The sequence below is a fragment of the Christiangramia sediminis genome (assembly GCF_020552705.1).
GTDB lineage: Bacteria > Bacteroidota > Bacteroidia > Flavobacteriales > Flavobacteriaceae > Christiangramia > Christiangramia sediminis.
In genome coordinates, this window is the sequence record NZ_JAJBZG010000001.1 from 113183 (window position 1) to 130786 (window position 17604).

Consider the following 17604-nt stretch of genomic DNA (forward strand, 5'->3'; position numbering starts at 1 on the left):
ATGGATAATTGCCCTAACAAAAATGAATCTCTGAAATCTCTTATATTTATAGGGAATTAAACTGAAACTATGAAGAACCGACTTTTCCCGTATTTTAATTATCTATTGATAATTTCCCTTTTTATTTCCTGCAAAATTGGACCGGATCCCGAACAGGAACTTGATAAAATTGAAAATGAAATTGAAATTCTTCCTCCCGCAGAATTATATGGTGAACTTTTCTATGATGTGCAGACCAGGGAGATCTTTCCCGATAGTAAAACTTTTGTGGATGTAAAGCCCGAATATAATGTTGGTCTTATAAGACAACGATACAATATGCTGGAAGATACGACCACAAAAGGGATCAAAGAATTTGTGGAACAGCATTTCCAATTACCGGGGAATGATTTTGAATTTGAAACAGATTCATCTTCTATAAACGCTCATATTGGCAAATTATGGGATGACTTAAAAAGACCTTCCGATGAAAGAAAATCTGGTACTCTTATTCCTTTACCCGAGCCGTATATTGTTCCGGGTGGCCGGTTCAGGGAGATCTATTACTGGGATAGCTATTTTACCATGCTGGGGCTGCAGGAAGATGGAGAAATTGAGACGATTCAGAATATGGTAGATAATTTTGCGTATTTGATTAATGAATATGGTTTTATTCCTAATGGCAACAGAACTTATTACCTGGGGAGATCACAGCCACCATTCTTTGCTATGATGCTGAAAGTTCTTGCCGAGGAAAAAGGAGAAAGAGTTTTAGCCAAATATCTGCCGGAACTTGAAAAAGAATATAATTTCTGGATGGATGGAAGTTCCAGTCTTGAGAATAGAAAGGCCTATAGAAGAGTGGTTAAGTTGAAAGATGGTGAAATTTTAAACCGGTACTGGGACGATAATACTACTCCCAGACCTGAGAGTTACCGGGAAGATGTGAAAACTACTGAAGAAGCCATCGCGCAAAACCCTGATCTTACCAAAGAAGAGGTTTACAGAAACCTGAGAGCCGGAGCGGAATCTGGTTGGGATTTTTCCAGCAGATGGCTTAACAGAAATGAAAATGGAAAGTTTGATCTTTCTACGATACACACCACAGATATTGTTCCGGTAGACCTTAATTCTTTAATGTATAATTTAGAAAGTACAATTTCTGAAGCAGCACAGATTGCGGGGGATAAGGAAAAAGCGAAAGAGTTCACTCAAAAGGCGGAAGATCGTAAGTTGGCGATTTTAAAATATCACTGGAGTGAGGAAGTTGGTTTTTTTATGGATTATAATTTTAGGAAAGCAACCCTAACTGAGCAGTTTTCACTGGCGGGCGTGTATCCTTTATTCTTTGAAATTGCAAGAAAGGAACAGGCTGAAAAAATTGCGGATAAGTTAGAAAAAGACTTTTTAAAACCCGGAGGAGTGGTGACCACTCCTTATAACACCGGCCAGCAATGGGATGCCCCAAACGGATGGGCTCCTTTACAGTGGCTTTCTATCCAGGGACTTAGAAATTATGATCAAAATGATCTGGCCGGAGAAATCAAATCCAGATGGTTAAAATTAAACAAGGATGTTTATGGGCGAACCTACAAAATGCTCGAAAAATATAATGTAGAAGATCTTTCCAAAGAAAGCGGAGGAGGAGAATACCCCACTCAGGATGGTTTTGGATGGACAAATGGAGTGTATCAAAAATTATCTTCAGAAAATTAAACTATGGAGAATATAAAATTTTATATTGAAGTGATAGCCAGGATCATTGAAGTTGGGGGTGTTTTAACAATTTTAATCGGAACGATATTGTCGCTTTGGAAGTTTATTTTTTCAATGCAGAATGGCGAAAAACGTTCCTATAAAATCCTGCGTCAGGAATTGGGAAAAGGAATCCTTTTAGGTTTGGAGATCCTGGTGGCGGCAGATATTATTGCTACCGTGGTCACTGAACCTACCATGAATAAGGTACTCACTTTGGGAGTTATCGTTCTAATCAGGACCTTTTTAAGTTTGTCCATTGAACTGGAGATTGAAGGAAGGTTTCCCTGGCAGCGTACTCCTTCAGAGAAAAGACTTGATCAGGATGCCTGATTAATCACGAATAAAATCTGAAATAAAATATGAGAGGGCTTTTCCCACCTGGTCAGCATTCTTTTCAGTTGGAGCCGCTTCGCATATATGAAAATAGCAGCAGTTCTCACTTTTAGACGCAGTATCTATAAAATTCCTAATGTCGTTAACTGAAAAGCCGGCCGGTGACTTTGCACTGCTGGGAAAATTGGAAATGGCATCACAGTCCATTTCCAAACCATAATGCGATTTATTTATTTTTTCCAGGCATTGCTGAAATCTTCTTTGCATCTCGTCTGGGTATCGCATTAGATCTTCAGATAAATAATATTCCATATAATCTGATGCATCCATTTCCTGCAAAATATATTCCGGGGTATAGTTTTTATGTAATCCGAAGACAGCATACTTGCGCAGATACTGGCCTTCTATCGCATAGCTGAAACCATTCCCGCTATGTCTATGCTCCAATTGCCTTAGATCTGTATGCGCATCGATATTTACTACATTAATAGGATCATTTAAAGCTTTAGCAGAACCTTTTATATTCCCGTAGGCGTTGTTATGGCCTCCACCGATGATGATCGGTATTTTATGCTGAGAAACAATTTTTTCAATAATATCTGCCAGTAATAGATCAATCTGTTTTACCAGGTCCCCAAGTTTGGGATAATAATTAGGATCTGCCTTATCTATATTAGCAGCTTTTTCCATCAGTTTGTCGCAGTCCAGTTCCCCCAGCAGAATTATATTTTCAGGATTATTGAACCTATTCACCTGAATATTGACAAGTGATTTTAAGGCTGCGTTCCATGCATTTGAGGTTCCGGTTTTTCCATAATTGGCTCTTACCCCAATATCTTCCCGAATTCCCAGTAATACGTATTTGGCAGCATTCTTTTCAAGTTCATCAATATTACTTACAAAATGTAAGTTCTCGCCAAACTTTACTTCTCCATTTCTTTTGGAGATAAGCTTTTCAATATTGGCCGGGCGGTAAATTTTTAATCCATTCATATTATACTATTTTCCCATTAATATAAACCGATTCAATAGAATTGGTTCCAAAAGCATAGGGCAGGAAAGTGTAGGAGGGGATATCTTTGGTTACTATAAAATTAGCCATTTTTCCTTTAGTTATACTCCCGTGGGTATCGCTTAATTCCATAGCGTAAGCTCCGTTGATGGTTGCAGCATTTATAACTTCTTCCGGGGTCATCTTCATTTTTATGCAGGCTAGGGAAACCACCAGGTTCATATTTCCGCTGGGAGTACTCCCCGGGTTAAAATCGGTGGCCAGGGCTAGTGGTAGTTCCGCATCTAAAATCTTTCTGGCCGGAGTATAGGGAATACTAAGGAAAAGAGAACAGGAGGGAAGTGCTACGGGCATGGTATTAGAGCCTTTCAATACTTCTATGTCTTCATCATTCATTACTTCTAAATGATCTACACTTAGAGCGTCATGTTCAACGCCTGCTTTCACGCCACCAATAGCATTAAATTGATTTACGTGTATCTTTGGTTTTAACCCAAATTCTTTAGCAGCGCTTAATAATTTATTGGTGTCTTCTACGCTGAAGTAACCTTTCTCGCAAAAGATATCGATATAGTCGGCCAGTTTTTCCTCAGCAACTTTTGGTAAGATATTCTTGATCACCAGATCCATATAGGCATCCGGATCGTTTTTATATTCCTTCGGAATCGCATGTGCTCCTAAAAAAGTAGATTTTACGGGTAGATCATAATTTTCTCTTAGCTTTTTGATCACCCGAAGCATTTTTAGTTCGGCTTCTTCGGTAAGTCCGTAACCGGATTTGATTTCCACTGCTCCGGTACCAAGCTTCATCACTTCTTCCAGTCTCTTAGACGACTGCTTGTAGACTTCATCTTCCGGTGTTTCCTGAAGTGTTTTCGCACTGTTCAGAATTCCTCCTCCACGGTTAGCGATCTCTTCATAACTCAGTCCGTTAATGCGATCAGCAAATTCGAGCTCGCGGTTACCAGCATATACAATATGTGTATGAGAATCACACCAGGTGGGCAGCACGATCTTTCCGGTGGCATCAATGGTTTTATCAGCATTCAATTCCGGTAAATTATCCATAGAACCAAAATCGGCAATCTTATCATCTTCAATTAAAAGCCAGGCATTTTTAATAGAGGGAAGTTCTTTCATTTCACTTCCGGAAACCTTGCGGATATTTTGTTCCCTAACCTGTAATAATTCCCTGATATTGGTTAGCAGTAATCTCATATATTTTTTGGATTGATCGTTCAACAAATGCTAAAAAACAAAGATATAAACTCCACTTAGAATAAAAGAGGTCTTGCAAATTCTTTAAATAAGAAAAGCCACTTTAATCGAAAAGTGGCTTTTAAAATTTCATTACTAAGGGGTGCTAATACGATGAGATGCTGAAACCAGTTCAGCATGACGACAATTCATTATAGAACTACGTCACCATGAACTTGTTTCAGGATTATTTTAAAGCGTATACTCCGCTAATAATTTCTGAACTTCATAGATATCTACTTTCTTATTAAAACGCTTGGAAATAGAAGGAGTTTGTTCTCCAGAGATCCAGATCTTCAGCTCTGCATCAAGGTCAAAACTTCCTGCAGTTTCAACGCTGAACCTGGTAATACTTTTATACAAGACCGAAAAGTATTCGATCTTACTTCCCGTAAGCCCCTGAACATCCACCAGGATGAGGCGTTTATTGGTAAAAATAAAAGTATCCCGAATGATCTTGAATCCGGCTTCGATCTCTTCAGAAGAAATCAGTAATTGTCCATATTTCTCCTGAAGCTTTTCTTTTTCTATCGCTCCGGCATTTCCTAAAAGGGAAGAAAGTATACTCATATTAGCTCTTTAAAGATTTCATATCGATTACAAATCTATATTTTACATCAGAATTTACAACTCTTTCGTAGGCTTCATTAATGTTTTGAATGTCGATCATTTCAATATCTGAAACAACATTATGCTCACCGCAAAAATCAAGCATTTCCTGAGTTTCTTTAATTCCGCCAATCAAAGAACCGGCAAGTCTTTTTCTTCCCATTATGAGTCCGCCACCATGAATATCTATTTCATCAATAGCTCCAACAAGCGTCATGGTTGCGTCACGTTTCAATAATCCTACATAAGGATTAGTATCATGGCCAACGGGAACAGTATTCAGGATAAAATCAAATGTACCCTGGTGTTTTTTCATTTCATCTTCATTTTTAGAAATAAGAACTTCATCTGCTCCAAGTCTTTTGGCATCTTCAGCTTTACCAGGTGAAGTCGTGATCATTACGGTATGAGCTCCAAGCGCTGATGCAAACTTTACTCCCATGTGACCAAGACCCCCAAGGCCTACAACTCCAACCTTATCTCCTTTTTTTACATTCCATTGTCTTAATGGTGACCAGGTAGTAATCCCGGCACAAAGAAGTGGAGCAACGGCTTTAGTATCCAGGTTTTCCGGTACTTTAAGAACGAATTTCTCTTTTACAACGATCAATTCAGAATAGCCTCCAAAGGTATGACCTCCAAGGTGTTTGTCTTCTCCGTTATAAGTAGCTACCATTCCATTCTCACAGTATTGTTCCAGATCTTCCTTACAGGAATCACATTCCTGGCAGGAATCTACCATACAACCGACCCCTACAAGATCACCTACTTTATAGTTTTTGACATCCTTACCTACTTCGGTAACATGTCCAATGATCTCGTGTCCCGGAACTACCGGATATTTGCTGTTTCCCCAGTCATTTCTAACCTGGTGAATATCACTATGACAAACTCCACAATAATCTATCTCGATCTTTACATCGTCTGCTAAAATCTCTCTTCTTTCAATATCAAACGGCTCCAGATTAGCATCATTTGACTTCGCTGCATATGCATTTACATTCTTCATTGGTTCAATTTTTTATTCAAGCTTAAAGTTACCGAAAAAAGGATGCATCACCTCAGGAGGTTTCAAGGTTTAACTTTAATTAACTTCTGTCTTAGCCAGCTTTTTCCAATTATACCCAGATGACCACATTTATCAGAATTCTTAGTACATTAGGGCTGAATTTTTTAAAAATACTTTATGAGTAAGATCAAAGGAATCAACACGATTTGTACGCATGTTGGAGAATTAGAAGACAAGCAATTTAAAGGAGCAGTTTCTCCTTTGTATATGTCCACTTCCTATGCATTTGAAGATGTTGAGACCAAGAGATATCCGAGATATTTTAATACTCCAAATCAGGTTTCACTGGCTAAAAAAATGGCCGCTCTTGAACATGGCGAAGCTTCGCTCATCTTTGGAAGCGGAATGGCTGCGGTAAGTACTTCATTAATGGCTTTTTTAAAAGCCGATGATCATGTTGTTTTTCAGGATTCGCTTTATGGAGGAACCAGTAACCTGGCGACAGAAGAATTTGATAAATTTGGGATTGAATATACTTTTGCCAAAGACGCCAAAGCTGAATCTCTTAAAGCCGAAATCAAAGCTAATACGAAGGTTATTTATATTGAAACCCCTTCAAATCCTTTACTCAGGATCACAGATATGCAAGCGGTTGCACAACTGACCAAAGAGCATGGGCTGGTAAGTATGATCGATAATACGTTTGCTTCACCGGTAAATCAAAATCCTATAGATTTTGGAATTGATATCGTGATACATTCAGCTACAAAATATATGGGTGGCCACAGTGATATTCTTGCTGGAACGGTTATTTCTACCGAAGAGAATATTGAAAGGATCTTTCAGATGGCCAAGAATTTTGGAGGTAGCCTAAGCGATTATACAGTATGGCTGTTAGAGCGAAGTATTAAAACAATGGGAATCAGGGTGAAAGCCCAGAACGAAAATGCAATGAAACTGGCTGAATTTTTAAATGCTCATACCCAGGTTTCAAAGGTGTATTACCCCGGTTTAAAAGATCATCCAGATCATGAACTCGCAAAAAAACAAATGAAAGCTTTTGGAGGTATGCTTTCTTTTGAGTTAGATGAAAGGATAAATGCGTCTGAATTTATGAAAGCCCTGGAATTAATTAAACCTTCCATGAGCCTGGCTGGAGTGGAAAGTACGATCCTGCTTCCATCGCAAACCTCGCATGGATTATTGAGTGAGGAAGACAGAGCCAAACAAGGGATCAAGGATAATTTATTGAGATTTTCAGTGGGAATTGAAGAAGTAGAAGACCTGATGGAAGATATAGAACAGGCCATTGAAAAAAGCAAATAAGACTTAGAAACAAATATATATGAAATTAGATATACTGGCAGTGGGATCACATCCTGATGATGTAGAATTAAGCTGCTCAGGGACTATAGCAAAAGAGGTAGACCGGGGAAAAAAGGTTGGAATTCTTGATCTTACCAGGGGAGAACTTGGTACCAGGGGTACAGCCGAGATTAGAGATAAAGAAGCGAAGGCTGCTGCAGAAATCCTGGGGGTAAAAATGCGCCATAATCTGGAATTTAGTGATGCTTTTTTCGAAAATAATACTGCGCATAAACTGGAGGTTATTAAGATCATTAGAAAATACAGACCCGAGATCGTGCTTTGTAATGCTATTGAAGACCGCCATATAGACCATGGGAAGGGAGCAAAACTGGTAAGTGACGCCTGTTTTCTTAGCGGACTTCGTAAAATAGAAACGATCATGAATGGTAACAAGCAGGCAGCCTGGAGACCCAAACATGTTTTTCATTATATACAATGGAAAAATCTGCAACCTGATTTTGTAGTTGATATTTCAGGATATTTAGATAAAAAATTAGAGTCGGTTTTAGCTTATCGCTCACAGTTTTTTGACGAGAATAGTAAGGAGCCGCAAACCCCCATTTCAAGCAGTAACTTTCTGGATAGCATTACTTACCGGGCTCAGGATATGGGAAGACTTATTAGTACAGAACATGCCGAAGGTTTCAATGTAGAAAGGAATGTGGCGGTAGATTCTATATTTGACCTTATTTAATTGAAATTTTTTCTTTGCGAAATTGTACAAATAACTTACATTTGCAACCGCTAATCAAATGGTGGTTGTAGCTCAGCTGGTTAGAGCGCCGGATTGTGGTTCCGGAGGTCGCCGGTTCGAAACCGGTCTTCCACCCAAAAGCAAAGTCCTTCAGAAATGAAGGACTTTTTTTGTGGGATAAATTTAATCTCACTCTGTATTTGTTTGGTTTCTGTTTTAATTCACTAGATATGGGATGAGATCCTGGTACAAGTTCAGGATGACAGAATGTGATAACAGGTTTTTTCGTGGAATAAATTCAAAATTCCACCTTCGAAATCCTATTTTTACAAAAATCAATTTTCAGGATGAATTCACGCGAAGATCAGTTAAAAGCTTTTGACAGGCTGCTTACCATTATGGATGAACTTAGGGAGCAATGCCCATGGGACAGGAAGCAAACCATGGAATCTTTAAGACATCTTACTATTGAAGAGACCTACGAGCTTGGAGATGCCATTCTGGATAAGGATATGGAAGAGATCAAGAAAGAGCTGGGCGATGTACTTCTTCATTTGGTATTCTATTCAAAAATTGGAAGTGAAACCAATGACTTTGATATTGCAGATGTTGCCAATAGTATTTGTGATAAATTGATCGATAGACATCCACATATTTATGGAGATGTTGAGGTTGCCGATGAGGAAGAAGTAAAAAGGAATTGGGAGAATCTCAAACTTAAGGAGGGTAAGAAAAGTGTGCTGGAAGGCGTGCCCAGATCCTTGCCGGCTGTAGTTAAAGCTAGTAGGATCCAGGAAAAAGTTGCCGGGGTTGGGTTTGACTGGGAAGAGCCACAGCAGGTATTTGAAAAATTGAAGGAAGAGCTGGAGGAACTTCAGCACGAGATCAATGTTGATAATAAAGACGAAATAGAAGCCGAATTCGGCGATGTTCTCTTCTCCATGGTAAATTATGCCAGATTTCTGAATGTGAACCCTGAGAATGCTTTAGAACGCACCAATAAGAAGTTTATTAAACGTTTTCAGTATCTGGAAGGAAAAGCCAGCGAGAAGAATAAAGCTCTAAAGGATATGAGCCTTGCAGAAATGGATGTTTTCTGGAATGAAGCGAAAAAACTATAGTTAGGCACAAAAAATTATAAATTCTTCCTGTATCTCTAAAGAAGAAAAGTTCAGGTGCTCTTTTATCCAATTCAAAGTCTCTTTATTGTAGAAAATCACATGGGTTAGATCGTCTTTGTAATGCCAGTTATGGAAATCTATTGCTTCATCCCAAACTGAAGTTTTACAATATAATTTTCCTGAAGATTTTAAAAGTGAACGTAATAATTTAAATTCCTTTAGTGGGTTCTGAAAATGCTCCATCACTTCGCAACAGATTATAAAATCAAATGAACCCTTTAGCACCTTTTTATTCGGTTTAAAATAGGGGTCGTATAGTTCCAGTTGAAAGCCAGATTTTTCCAATTCCGAAGCAATTACCGGACCCGTTCCACAACCAAAATCAAGGCCTTTGTCAACCAAACTAAAATCAGATTTTATTTGCTGCACAAGTGGATTTACGAAATGAATATACCCCGGATCATTTACATCATTGTTATGCAGGATGTACCGGTATTTTTCAGCTTGTGGACTAAGGTGATGTTGAGGAGAAAGAAGAATAGCCTTGCAACCTGTACACTGCACATATTCCCGCTCTTTGATGATTTCAAAATTGCGGGTGGCGCGATTGCATAGGCTGCAAGGCATAATTTTTTATTTAGTAAAGCGACTTGATCTTTTCAAGTTTCTCTTTCCATACCTCAAGGTCGGCTTTGTGATTGGCAATATTTTTATGGACCTCCTTAACTAAAGGATTGTCATCATCTACATTAGAGAAAAATTGAAGGTTATTCTCTAGCTGTCTTATTTCATCTTTTGTTTCCTGGATCTTCTTGGTTAAGAAATAATGTTCATTTCTAATTCTCTTGTCATCATCTGCATCATCCAGGGCCTGCACCTTATTCTCATACTTCATCATCTCAGCCTTGGTATGATCAAGATCCATTTTTTTGAATAATTGATCCAGTGCTTTATTGAATTTGCCTTCTATAAAGCGTTTATTATAGGGGACTTTCCCGATCTCTTTCCAGGCATTGATCTGCTCTTTAATTTTGGCCAGATCCTCCTTTTTGGTACCGCTAAGTTCAATAGCTTTTACTTTATCAAGAATTTCTTTCTTTTTATCGAAAGCTTCAACTTCTTCCTTATTATCTTCATTTTTCTGAGTATGAAGCCGGTCAAAATAGTGATTACAGGCTTTTTTGAATTGCTTCCATACCTTATCGCTATCTTTTCTGGGGACATGACCAATCTTCTTCCAATCTGCCTGTATCTTCTTCATTAAAGGAGTAACGGTCTTAAAGTCATCACTGTCCTTATTATCATCGGCTATCTGGATAAGTTCTTTTTTCTTCTCCAGGTTATCATATTGGGCTTTTTTTAGATTCTTGTAGTAAGCGTTCTTTTTACGATTGAAACGGCGCACATTTTCTTTGAAAGCATTCCAGGTCTCCTGGTTTTTAGTTCGTGGAACTTTGCCCGCATTAAAGAATTCTTCACGTAAGGCCTCAATTTCCTTGATCTTTTGCTGCCATTTGTTATGATTGTCAAAATCTTTATCTGCTATTTCTTTGATCTTTTCAATGATCTCCTGCTTGCGCTCCCAGTTTTTTTCATATTGTTCATCCAGGCTATTAAAATACTCCTGTCGCTTATCATGAATACTTTTAGTGGCGGTGCTGAATCTTTCCCAGATCTCGTCACGATATTCTTTTCCTACGGGTCCAAGTTCTTCCTTCCACATTTTATGAAGCATCTGCAATTCCCGAAAAGCACGATTTACATCCTTTTCCTGAATAAGCTCTTCTGCTCGGTCTATCACTTTTAGTTTTTGCTCGAGATTGTGTTTGAAATCCATATCCCTGAACTCCCTGTTCAAATGCAGGAAATCATAGAAATTCTCTACATGATGGTGATAGGTATTCCAAACATTGTTATAACGATCTCTTGGAATAGGACCGGCTGTACGCCATTTATCCTGAATTTCCTTAAAGTGATTGTAGGTGGTATTAATGTTTTCTTCAACATCTAAAAGTCCTTTTAACTCTTCAATGAGTTCTAAACGGGTATGAAGATTATCATTAAGATCTTTTTTAAGGCGCTTATAATAATTATTTCTTTGCTCCTTATAGTCAAAATACAGGGAATTGAAACGTTTTTTTAATGGAGTAGAGTAGTGGAAGTCTATGATATTTCCGCCATCGGCAAGAAAATCTTCTTTTTTCTCTTCCATTTCCTCATCGAACTTCGCATTGAATTCAGACCGAATTTCTGCTACATGTTCTTTAATGGCTTGTATCTTCTCATTCTTTAAAAGCTTCTCTAGCTCATTGGCCAGATCCTCTTTATTCATAGAATGATAATCCTTTTTCTCAATATTATGGCGCTCACTGGCACTTTCATCTTCACTGTCTTCAGCTACCGCACTGTCCATGTCTTCCTCATGGTTTCCGGAAGATTTCTTGTTCTCCCCAACAACAGCATCCCCTAAATCACTATCGGTGCCATCTTCAGTTTCTTCATTTTTCTTTGATTGGGATTCAGATTCTGAAACCATGGCATCTTCATGATCTGTGGATTCTGACAATTTTTGCTTTGTCTTTAACTTTTTCCCAGATTTTCCTTCTTTAAATTCAGGTTCTTTAAAAAACGGATTCTCTATGTCCTCTGTTTCTTCCATATGAGTATATGGATCTTCATCGGGATTTTTCTTTTCTCTGGAAATTTTATCTGAAGTTGCTTTTCCGGTCGCAGATTCATGAAGAATAGCATCTTCATGATCTGATTCTTCATTTTCAGCTCTATCTGGAGAGACTTCTTTTGAGTCTTCTGTTTTCACTTGGTCCACAGGCTTAGCAGTCGTTTCCTCATTGCTTTCCGCGGAAGTTTTCTCTTCAGGTATCTTCTTGTCTTTGTTTTCTAGATCTTCGGGGGAAAGGTTTTTCTTCTTGTTTTCATTTTCTTGCTGTGACATATCTTTCAATGTTAAGGTTCCTCATAGTCTATTAATTCTGAAAGATAACAACTCCCCTAAAATTGGACAAGGGATTGGTTTTATTTATGAGGACGCAATTGGGTATTTATTGAACTGAATTAAGAATTCCAGATATTCCATGCCTTTTCTGCCTGCAGCTTTAACATTTGTAGTCCGTTAATACTTTTTGCACCTTTTTCTGAAGCAAGCTGCATAAATTTTGTTTCTGAAGGATTATAGATCAGGTCGTAGATAAGATGTTTTTCAGAGATAAATTCAAAAGGAATTTGCGGATATTTTTCAATGTTGGGGGAAGTACCCAAAGGTGTGCAATTGATGATAAGCGTATGAGAAGCAATGATTTCCTGGTCTAGCTCTGTATAGGAGAGTTGATCTTTTTCACGCTTTCTGGATACGAATTTGAAATCTATCTCCAGTAATTTCAAGGCATAGGCGATGGCTTTGGAAGCTCCGCCAGTACCCAGAATAAGCGCGGTTGAATGTTGCGGCTCCAGATGTGGTTTTATAGATTCTAAAAAGCCCCAGTAATCTGTATTATATCCACACAAACTACCATCCTTTTCAAATTTGATGGTATTTACCGCTTTGATCTTTTCCGCATGCGGGTCCAGATAATCCAAATAGGGGATAATTTCTTCCTTGTATGGAATAGTTACATTGAGGCCCGAAATAATAGTATTCTGAATGACTTCGGGAAATTTTTCAATTTCAGGTATATCAAAATTTTTGTAATCAGCGTCAATATTTTCTTTACTGAATTTTTCAGAAAAAAACTTTCTGGAGAACGAATAGTCAATATTTTTGCCAATTAATCCGAAGCTTCTCATGAGGTTGAATTTCTATTTTCATACCAGGCCAAACCCAATACGATAAAGATACCGACTACAATAAAGAAAATCGCAAGCCAGGTTTCTGCTGTGTGAAATGCAGGCCAGTACCGGTCATAATTGTCAATTATCCTGTTCCCTTCCCGGTCTATAAGGGTTTCTCCCAATTCGTTCACTTTGAATACCTTTTCTTTCCAGGGCCATACAACGCCTAGGGAACCCGTGATAAAGCCAATGATCACCGCAAAGGTTTCTTTTTTTCTGGTTTTTAAAACATAACCTAAAAGGTGAGATAAAGACACGAGTCCGGCCAGGGACCCAAGGGCAAAAACAGCCAGGACCTGAAGCATTCGGATTCTTTCAGGATCTCCGGTGAAACTAAAATCAAGCATGATCAATTCAGCCATGGTATCATACAGGGCATTCACAGAATCTACCAGTAACAGAACATAATTCCCCAAGAGAATAAGAATAAAACTTCCGGAAAGTCCGGGTAAGGTCATTCCGGAAACGCTTATCATTCCGCATACAAAAACAAACCACAGATTATCATTTTCCCTGGCCGGCTCCAGAAAGCTTATCGCAATACCGCCAATGATCCCGAAAATTGCAAAGAGAATTGAATTTCTGTCCCATTCGTCAAAATCTTTACTGATATAATAAATAGAACCAATGATCATCCCAAAAAAGGCAGACCATACATAGAGTTCATAATGGATAATGAGGTAATCTAGGGCCTTGGAAACACTAAAATAGCTAATGAGCATTCCCAGAATAAGAAGCCCTAAAAACTTTCCGTTTACATATTGATAGAGACTTCTAAATCTTCCTGATATTAGAAGTTTAAAGGCTTTTATATTAACTTTCTGAAGGGAGTAAATAAACTCTTCATAGAACCCTGCAACAAACGCAACCACACCACCAGAGACCCCCGGAACTTTGTTCGCGGCTCCCATGGCAAGACCCTTTAGCACCAAAAGGATCTTATCGGTAAACGTTCTAGTTTGCTGCATTGGCAGGTTCAGGTTTTTTGGTAGCTACCAATTCCAAAACAATAATAAGCAAAAAGCCGGCAAGCATAAGGAGTATTGCCCATAATGTTTGCGGATCTCCACTGAAATTCCAGGGCAGAACAGAAGCCTCTTTCAAAACTACCTCTTTATCTCCATACATAGCCGTTTCCAGGGTTTCTTTCCAGGGCCAGATCTTATTTAGTGAGCCAGCAATGAAACCGGTCAAAACTGCCAGGGTAATATTACTGTAATGTACGAACAGCCATTTTAAAACTCTTGAAAAAGTGAGTAAACCAAATATGGCACCAACACCTACAATAGCCAGGGTTTTAATATCAAAATCATGAGCAGCTTCGGTTATTGATTTATAGGCGCCTAAGAGCACAAGAATAAAAGCGCCAGATATTCCGGGTAAAATCATGGCACAAACGGCTATAGCCCCCGCAAAAAATAAAAATAAAGAACTCGAATTTGGAGAAAGAGGAGGAAGACTCACAATATAAAATGCTACCGCCGCTCCAATGATAAGAGCTATAAATAATTTATAATTCCATTTTGGGATTTGCTTGGCTACAAACCAGATACTGGACAAAACAAGACCAAAGAAAAAGGACCAGATCAAAACAGGATGTGTCTCTAATAAATAATTTGCCAGCCGCATAAGGCTAACAAGACTAATTAGAATTCCGCAGAAAAGAGCCAGAATAAAATTTCCGTTCAGCTCTTTCCACATCGTTTTAAATCCGTCTTCTTTCCAGGTGGTTAAAAGAGAGGGTTTTACCCCGCTAATGGTAGAGATCAATTCTTCGTAAATTCCTGAAATAAATGCGATTGTTCCACCAGAGACTCCGGGAACAACATCTGCGGCCCCCATGGCCATTCCTTTTAGAGTAACCTTAAGGTAATCAGAAAAACTTCGCTGCATCTTCTTTTTTTATCAATTTGCCCAAAGGTAGCAAAATAACTAAGAGAGCTTTACGAAGGAATTTATAATTTGTTTGACGCTTTTTCGGTCAAAAATATTAGGAAAAAGTTCCTCTATAATGATATAATATTCTGAATCTATCTTAAGAGCATTATTAAGGTGAAAATATCCTTTCTCGCCTTTATTGGTACAAAAGAACAAGCCAGCAAGACGGTATTCGATCTCCGCAGAGCCGGGATAGAATTCAAGCGACTGTAACATGCTGGAAATAGCCGTTTCATACTCGCCAAGCCCAATAAGGATATCGCAACGTCTAATCCAGGTCTCCAGTTCATAATTGCCTAATTCCAGACTCTTTTTGTAGCCCTGTTCAGCTTCTTCGTAGAAGTTAAGCCTACTGTTGATCTTAGCATATCGCTTCCAGTAAAGAACGTTCTCTTCATCAATATTGATCGCTTTATTTATATAGTAAAGCGCCTTTTGAAAATTCAGTTTTTTAATATAGAAATCGGTAATGGCAATCCAGCCTTTATCCAACAAAGGATCTTCATGAACGGTTTGCTTATAATTTTTAAGGGCAAGATCCTCACAACCCAGTTTCTCAAAACACTTACCAATTCTTAAGTAAGCAAATGAGGTAGGATCTTCAAGTTCCAGGGTTATATTGTAATTTTCAACAGCCTCGTTGTAGCGTTTCAATTTCTCCAGTACTTTTCCTTTTTCAAGATATGCACCTACAAACCTGTCATCACTAATAATGGCAAAATCAAATGCTGCCAATGCCTTATTATAATCTTTCAGGTCAAAATATTGCTTTCCTACCTGATGCCATGCAACTTCGCAGTAAGGATGTTTGTTCAGGTAAAGGTTTAAGTATTCTATAGCTTCGGTCTTCTGATCCAGAAAATCGAAACAGTACATGATATTATATAAAGCAGAGTAATCTTCCTCATCTGCTTCGAGACATTTCATAAAACTATACTTGGCATTTTCAAAATCTTCCAGGAAGAGATATTCCATCCCTATGAGAGAAAATATTTCAGCATCTTCCAGCGTGATCTCAAGAGCTGCCTGTAGCATTTTTATAGCTTCCGCATGCATATCCCTTTTTGAATAGATCTGGGCTTTCTGAATATAGATTTCCTCATTAGAAGACTCCAGTTCTTTCAGTTCATTCAAAATCCCATCTGCCAGGTCTAATTTATCCTCAAAAACAAGTATCTCCACTTTGAACAGTCTTAAATTCACTGAAGTAGGATGCTGAGCAAGACCAAGTTTGACTGCCTTTTTGGCAAGAGAGATCTTACCATTTTCAAGATAATGGTGGATAATGTTTTCAAACTCGTTTGAATCAAAGAATAAAACATCATTTGTTTTAAGCATAGATTCAAAGCGGTCAAGTGAGAAATTATCTTCTTCGTTATGGCTTAGCTGCATAAGAGAGTGATTAAGGGATTTCTTCTGTATTAAAGTTATAAATGATTAAAGGCGATTTCGGGAATATGTTACATTGTTGTTAACAAATTAATTAACAGCCGGTAATCTCATTTTTTATTTCATTCAATATGTCAACAATAATGCCACATCCTTGCATAATTTCTTCGTCAGAAATTGTCAAGGGTGGAGTGAGTCGTACCGCACGTTTTTCGAATAACAGCCAGAATAAGATTAACTGTTTTTCTTTGGCTTTCAGGATGAGTTGATCGGCGATTTCGGGAGATTCCAGCATTATGGCCAGCATTAATCCTTTACCTCTTATTTCCTTTATAAGAGTATGTTGTAAGTGTTTTCTGAATAATTTTTCCTTTTCTAAAGTCTTTGGAATAAGATCAGATTCGGTTATTTCTTTTAAAGTAGCCAGTGCCGCTGCGGCAATCAAAGGGTTTCCGCCAAAGGTGGTAATATGACCAAGCTTGGGGTTGTCGCTCAAGAGATCCATTAATTCACCTGAGGCTGCAAATGCGCCAATAGGTAAACCTCCACCCATTCCTTTTCCTAGTGCAACAATGTCAGGTACCACCTCGAAATTTTCAAACCCAAAAAGTTTTCCTGTCCGGCCAAAACCGGGTTGAATTTCATCTAATATTAAAAGAGCCCCAACTTCTTCACAACGGGCTTTCACTTTTTTAAGATAATTATTTACAGGCATTATAAATCCGGCCCCACCCTGTATAGTCTCTAAAATAACGGCCGCAGTCTTGGAGGTTATTTGCGAAATATCTCCTTCATTATTAAACTCAATAAAGGCAATATCCCCTATAAGTGGTCTGAAAGGTTTTACTCTTTCTTCCAGATCCATTAAACTTAAAGAACCCATGGTGTTCCCGTGGTAGGCCTTTTTTGCGGCAATAATCTCCGTTCTCCCAGTCGCTCTTCGGGCAAGTTTCATGGCTCCTTCAATAGCCTCGGTTCCAGAATTTACCAGATAGGTTTTTTCTAAAGGACCGGGTAAATGTTTGGCCAGTAATTTAGTTAGATCAACTGCCGGTTTCTGCGCATATTCTCCATATACCATCACATGCAGATACTTATCTGCCTGCTCTTTAATTGCTGAAACGATTTTGGGATGTGAATGTCCCAGGCTACAGGCTGAAACACCTGCTACGAAATCCAGGTGCTTTTTTCCATCGGTAGTCATTATATAAGACCCGTTTGCATGAGAAACTTCTAATGCCAGAGGATGAGGAGTGGTCTGGGCCTGATATTTTAAAAAATCTTCCTTCAA

Annotated in this window: 16 protein-coding genes and 1 tRNA gene; 6 read left to right on the forward strand and 11 right to left on the reverse strand. The window is 38.4% G+C overall.

From position 1 onward, the window contains the following. Positions 1-69: 69 nt before the first annotated feature. Positions 70-1695 carry an alpha,alpha-trehalase TreF gene (gene treF, locus LGQ90_RS00505; RefSeq protein ID WP_229337028.1) on the forward strand — a complete coding sequence of 542 codons (1626 nt, stop codon included), beginning with the start codon at positions 70-72 and terminating at the stop codon, positions 1693-1695. Positions 1696-1698: 3 nt separating this feature from the next. Beyond that, positions 1699-2067, forward strand: coding sequence for a DUF1622 domain-containing protein (locus tag LGQ90_RS00510; protein ID WP_229337030.1), 369 nt, complete (start codon positions 1699-1701; stop codon positions 2065-2067). Here LGQ90_RS00510 and LGQ90_RS00515 read toward each other — a convergent pair whose 3' ends face one another. The 4 genes from LGQ90_RS00515 to LGQ90_RS00530 all read right to left on the reverse strand — a co-directional run bounded on the left by LGQ90_RS00515 (position 2068) and on the right by LGQ90_RS00530 (position 5957). Next, positions 2068-3063: a formimidoylglutamase gene (locus tag LGQ90_RS00515; protein ID WP_229337032.1), complete on the reverse strand. Its 996-nt coding sequence runs from the start codon at positions 3061-3063 to the stop codon at positions 2068-2070. Between the two features lies 1 nt (position 3064). Continuing rightward, positions 3065-4300: an imidazolonepropionase gene (gene hutI / locus LGQ90_RS00520; protein ID WP_229337034.1), complete on the reverse strand. Its 1236-nt coding sequence runs from the start codon at positions 4298-4300 to the stop codon at positions 3065-3067. Positions 4301-4531: 231 nt separating this feature from the next. Next, positions 4532-4909, reverse strand: a complete 378-nt coding sequence (locus LGQ90_RS00525; RefSeq protein ID WP_229337036.1) for a PH domain-containing protein — start codon at positions 4907-4909, stop codon at positions 4532-4534. A gap of 1 nt (position 4910) precedes the next feature. Next, positions 4911-5957 carry an NAD(P)-dependent alcohol dehydrogenase gene (locus LGQ90_RS00530; protein WP_229337038.1) on the reverse strand — a complete coding sequence of 349 codons (1047 nt, stop codon included), beginning with the start codon at positions 5955-5957 and terminating at the stop codon, positions 4911-4913. A gap of 177 nt (positions 5958-6134) precedes the next feature. Here LGQ90_RS00530 and LGQ90_RS00535 point away from each other — a divergent pair, with 177 nt between their 5' ends. The 4 genes from LGQ90_RS00535 (at position 6135) to mazG (ending at position 9140) form a co-directional block, all read left to right on the forward strand. Further along, positions 6135-7283, forward strand: a complete 1149-nt coding sequence (locus LGQ90_RS00535) for a trans-sulfuration enzyme family protein (RefSeq protein WP_229337040.1) — start codon at positions 6135-6137, stop codon at positions 7281-7283. A 19-nt stretch (positions 7284-7302) separates the two neighbouring features. Next, a complete protein-coding gene (gene bshB1, locus LGQ90_RS00540) occupies positions 7303-8019 on the forward strand; it encodes a bacillithiol biosynthesis deacetylase BshB1 (RefSeq protein ID WP_229337042.1) in 717 nt (238 codons plus the stop codon). Positions 8020-8079: 60 nt separating this feature from the next. Further along, positions 8080-8155, forward strand: a tRNA-His gene (locus LGQ90_RS00545). A gap of 211 nt (positions 8156-8366) precedes the next feature. Then, positions 8367-9140, forward strand: a complete 774-nt coding sequence (gene mazG, locus LGQ90_RS00550) for a nucleoside triphosphate pyrophosphohydrolase (RefSeq protein ID WP_229337044.1) — start codon at positions 8367-8369, stop codon at positions 9138-9140. Here mazG and LGQ90_RS00555 read toward each other — a convergent pair whose 3' ends face one another. From LGQ90_RS00555 to LGQ90_RS00585, 7 genes are all read right to left on the reverse strand, one after another. Further along, positions 9141-9767: a class I SAM-dependent methyltransferase gene (locus LGQ90_RS00555; RefSeq protein ID WP_229337046.1), complete on the reverse strand. Its 627-nt coding sequence runs from the start codon at positions 9765-9767 to the stop codon at positions 9141-9143. Positions 9768-9777: 10 nt separating this feature from the next. After that, positions 9778-12093 carry a DUF349 domain-containing protein gene (locus tag LGQ90_RS00560; RefSeq protein ID WP_229337048.1) on the reverse strand — a complete coding sequence of 772 codons (2316 nt, stop codon included), beginning with the start codon at positions 12091-12093 and terminating at the stop codon, positions 9778-9780. Between the two features lie 119 nt (positions 12094-12212). After that, positions 12213-12941 carry a shikimate dehydrogenase family protein gene (locus tag LGQ90_RS00565; RefSeq protein ID WP_229337050.1) on the reverse strand — a complete coding sequence of 243 codons (729 nt, stop codon included), beginning with the start codon at positions 12939-12941 and terminating at the stop codon, positions 12213-12215. Further along, positions 12938-13954 (reverse strand): DUF368 domain-containing protein, encoded by a 1017-nt coding sequence (locus LGQ90_RS00570; protein WP_229337052.1) that lies wholly within the window; start codon positions 13952-13954, stop codon positions 12938-12940. The genes LGQ90_RS00565 and LGQ90_RS00570 overlap by 4 nt, the downstream gene beginning before the upstream one ends. Next, the gene (locus LGQ90_RS00575) at positions 13941-14879 is read right to left on the reverse strand and encodes a DUF368 domain-containing protein (protein ID WP_229337054.1); all 939 of its coding nucleotides are present in this window, start codon (positions 14877-14879) and stop codon (positions 13941-13943) included. The genes LGQ90_RS00570 and LGQ90_RS00575 overlap by 14 nt, the downstream gene beginning before the upstream one ends. 39 nt (positions 14880-14918) lie before the next feature. Beyond that, positions 14919-16316, reverse strand: coding sequence for a tetratricopeptide repeat protein (locus tag LGQ90_RS00580; RefSeq protein WP_229337056.1), 1398 nt, complete (start codon positions 16314-16316; stop codon positions 14919-14921). A 91-nt stretch (positions 16317-16407) separates the two neighbouring features. Next, entirely contained in the window at positions 16408-17604 is a 1197-nt protein-coding gene (locus tag LGQ90_RS00585) for an aspartate aminotransferase family protein (protein WP_229337058.1), read from the reverse strand.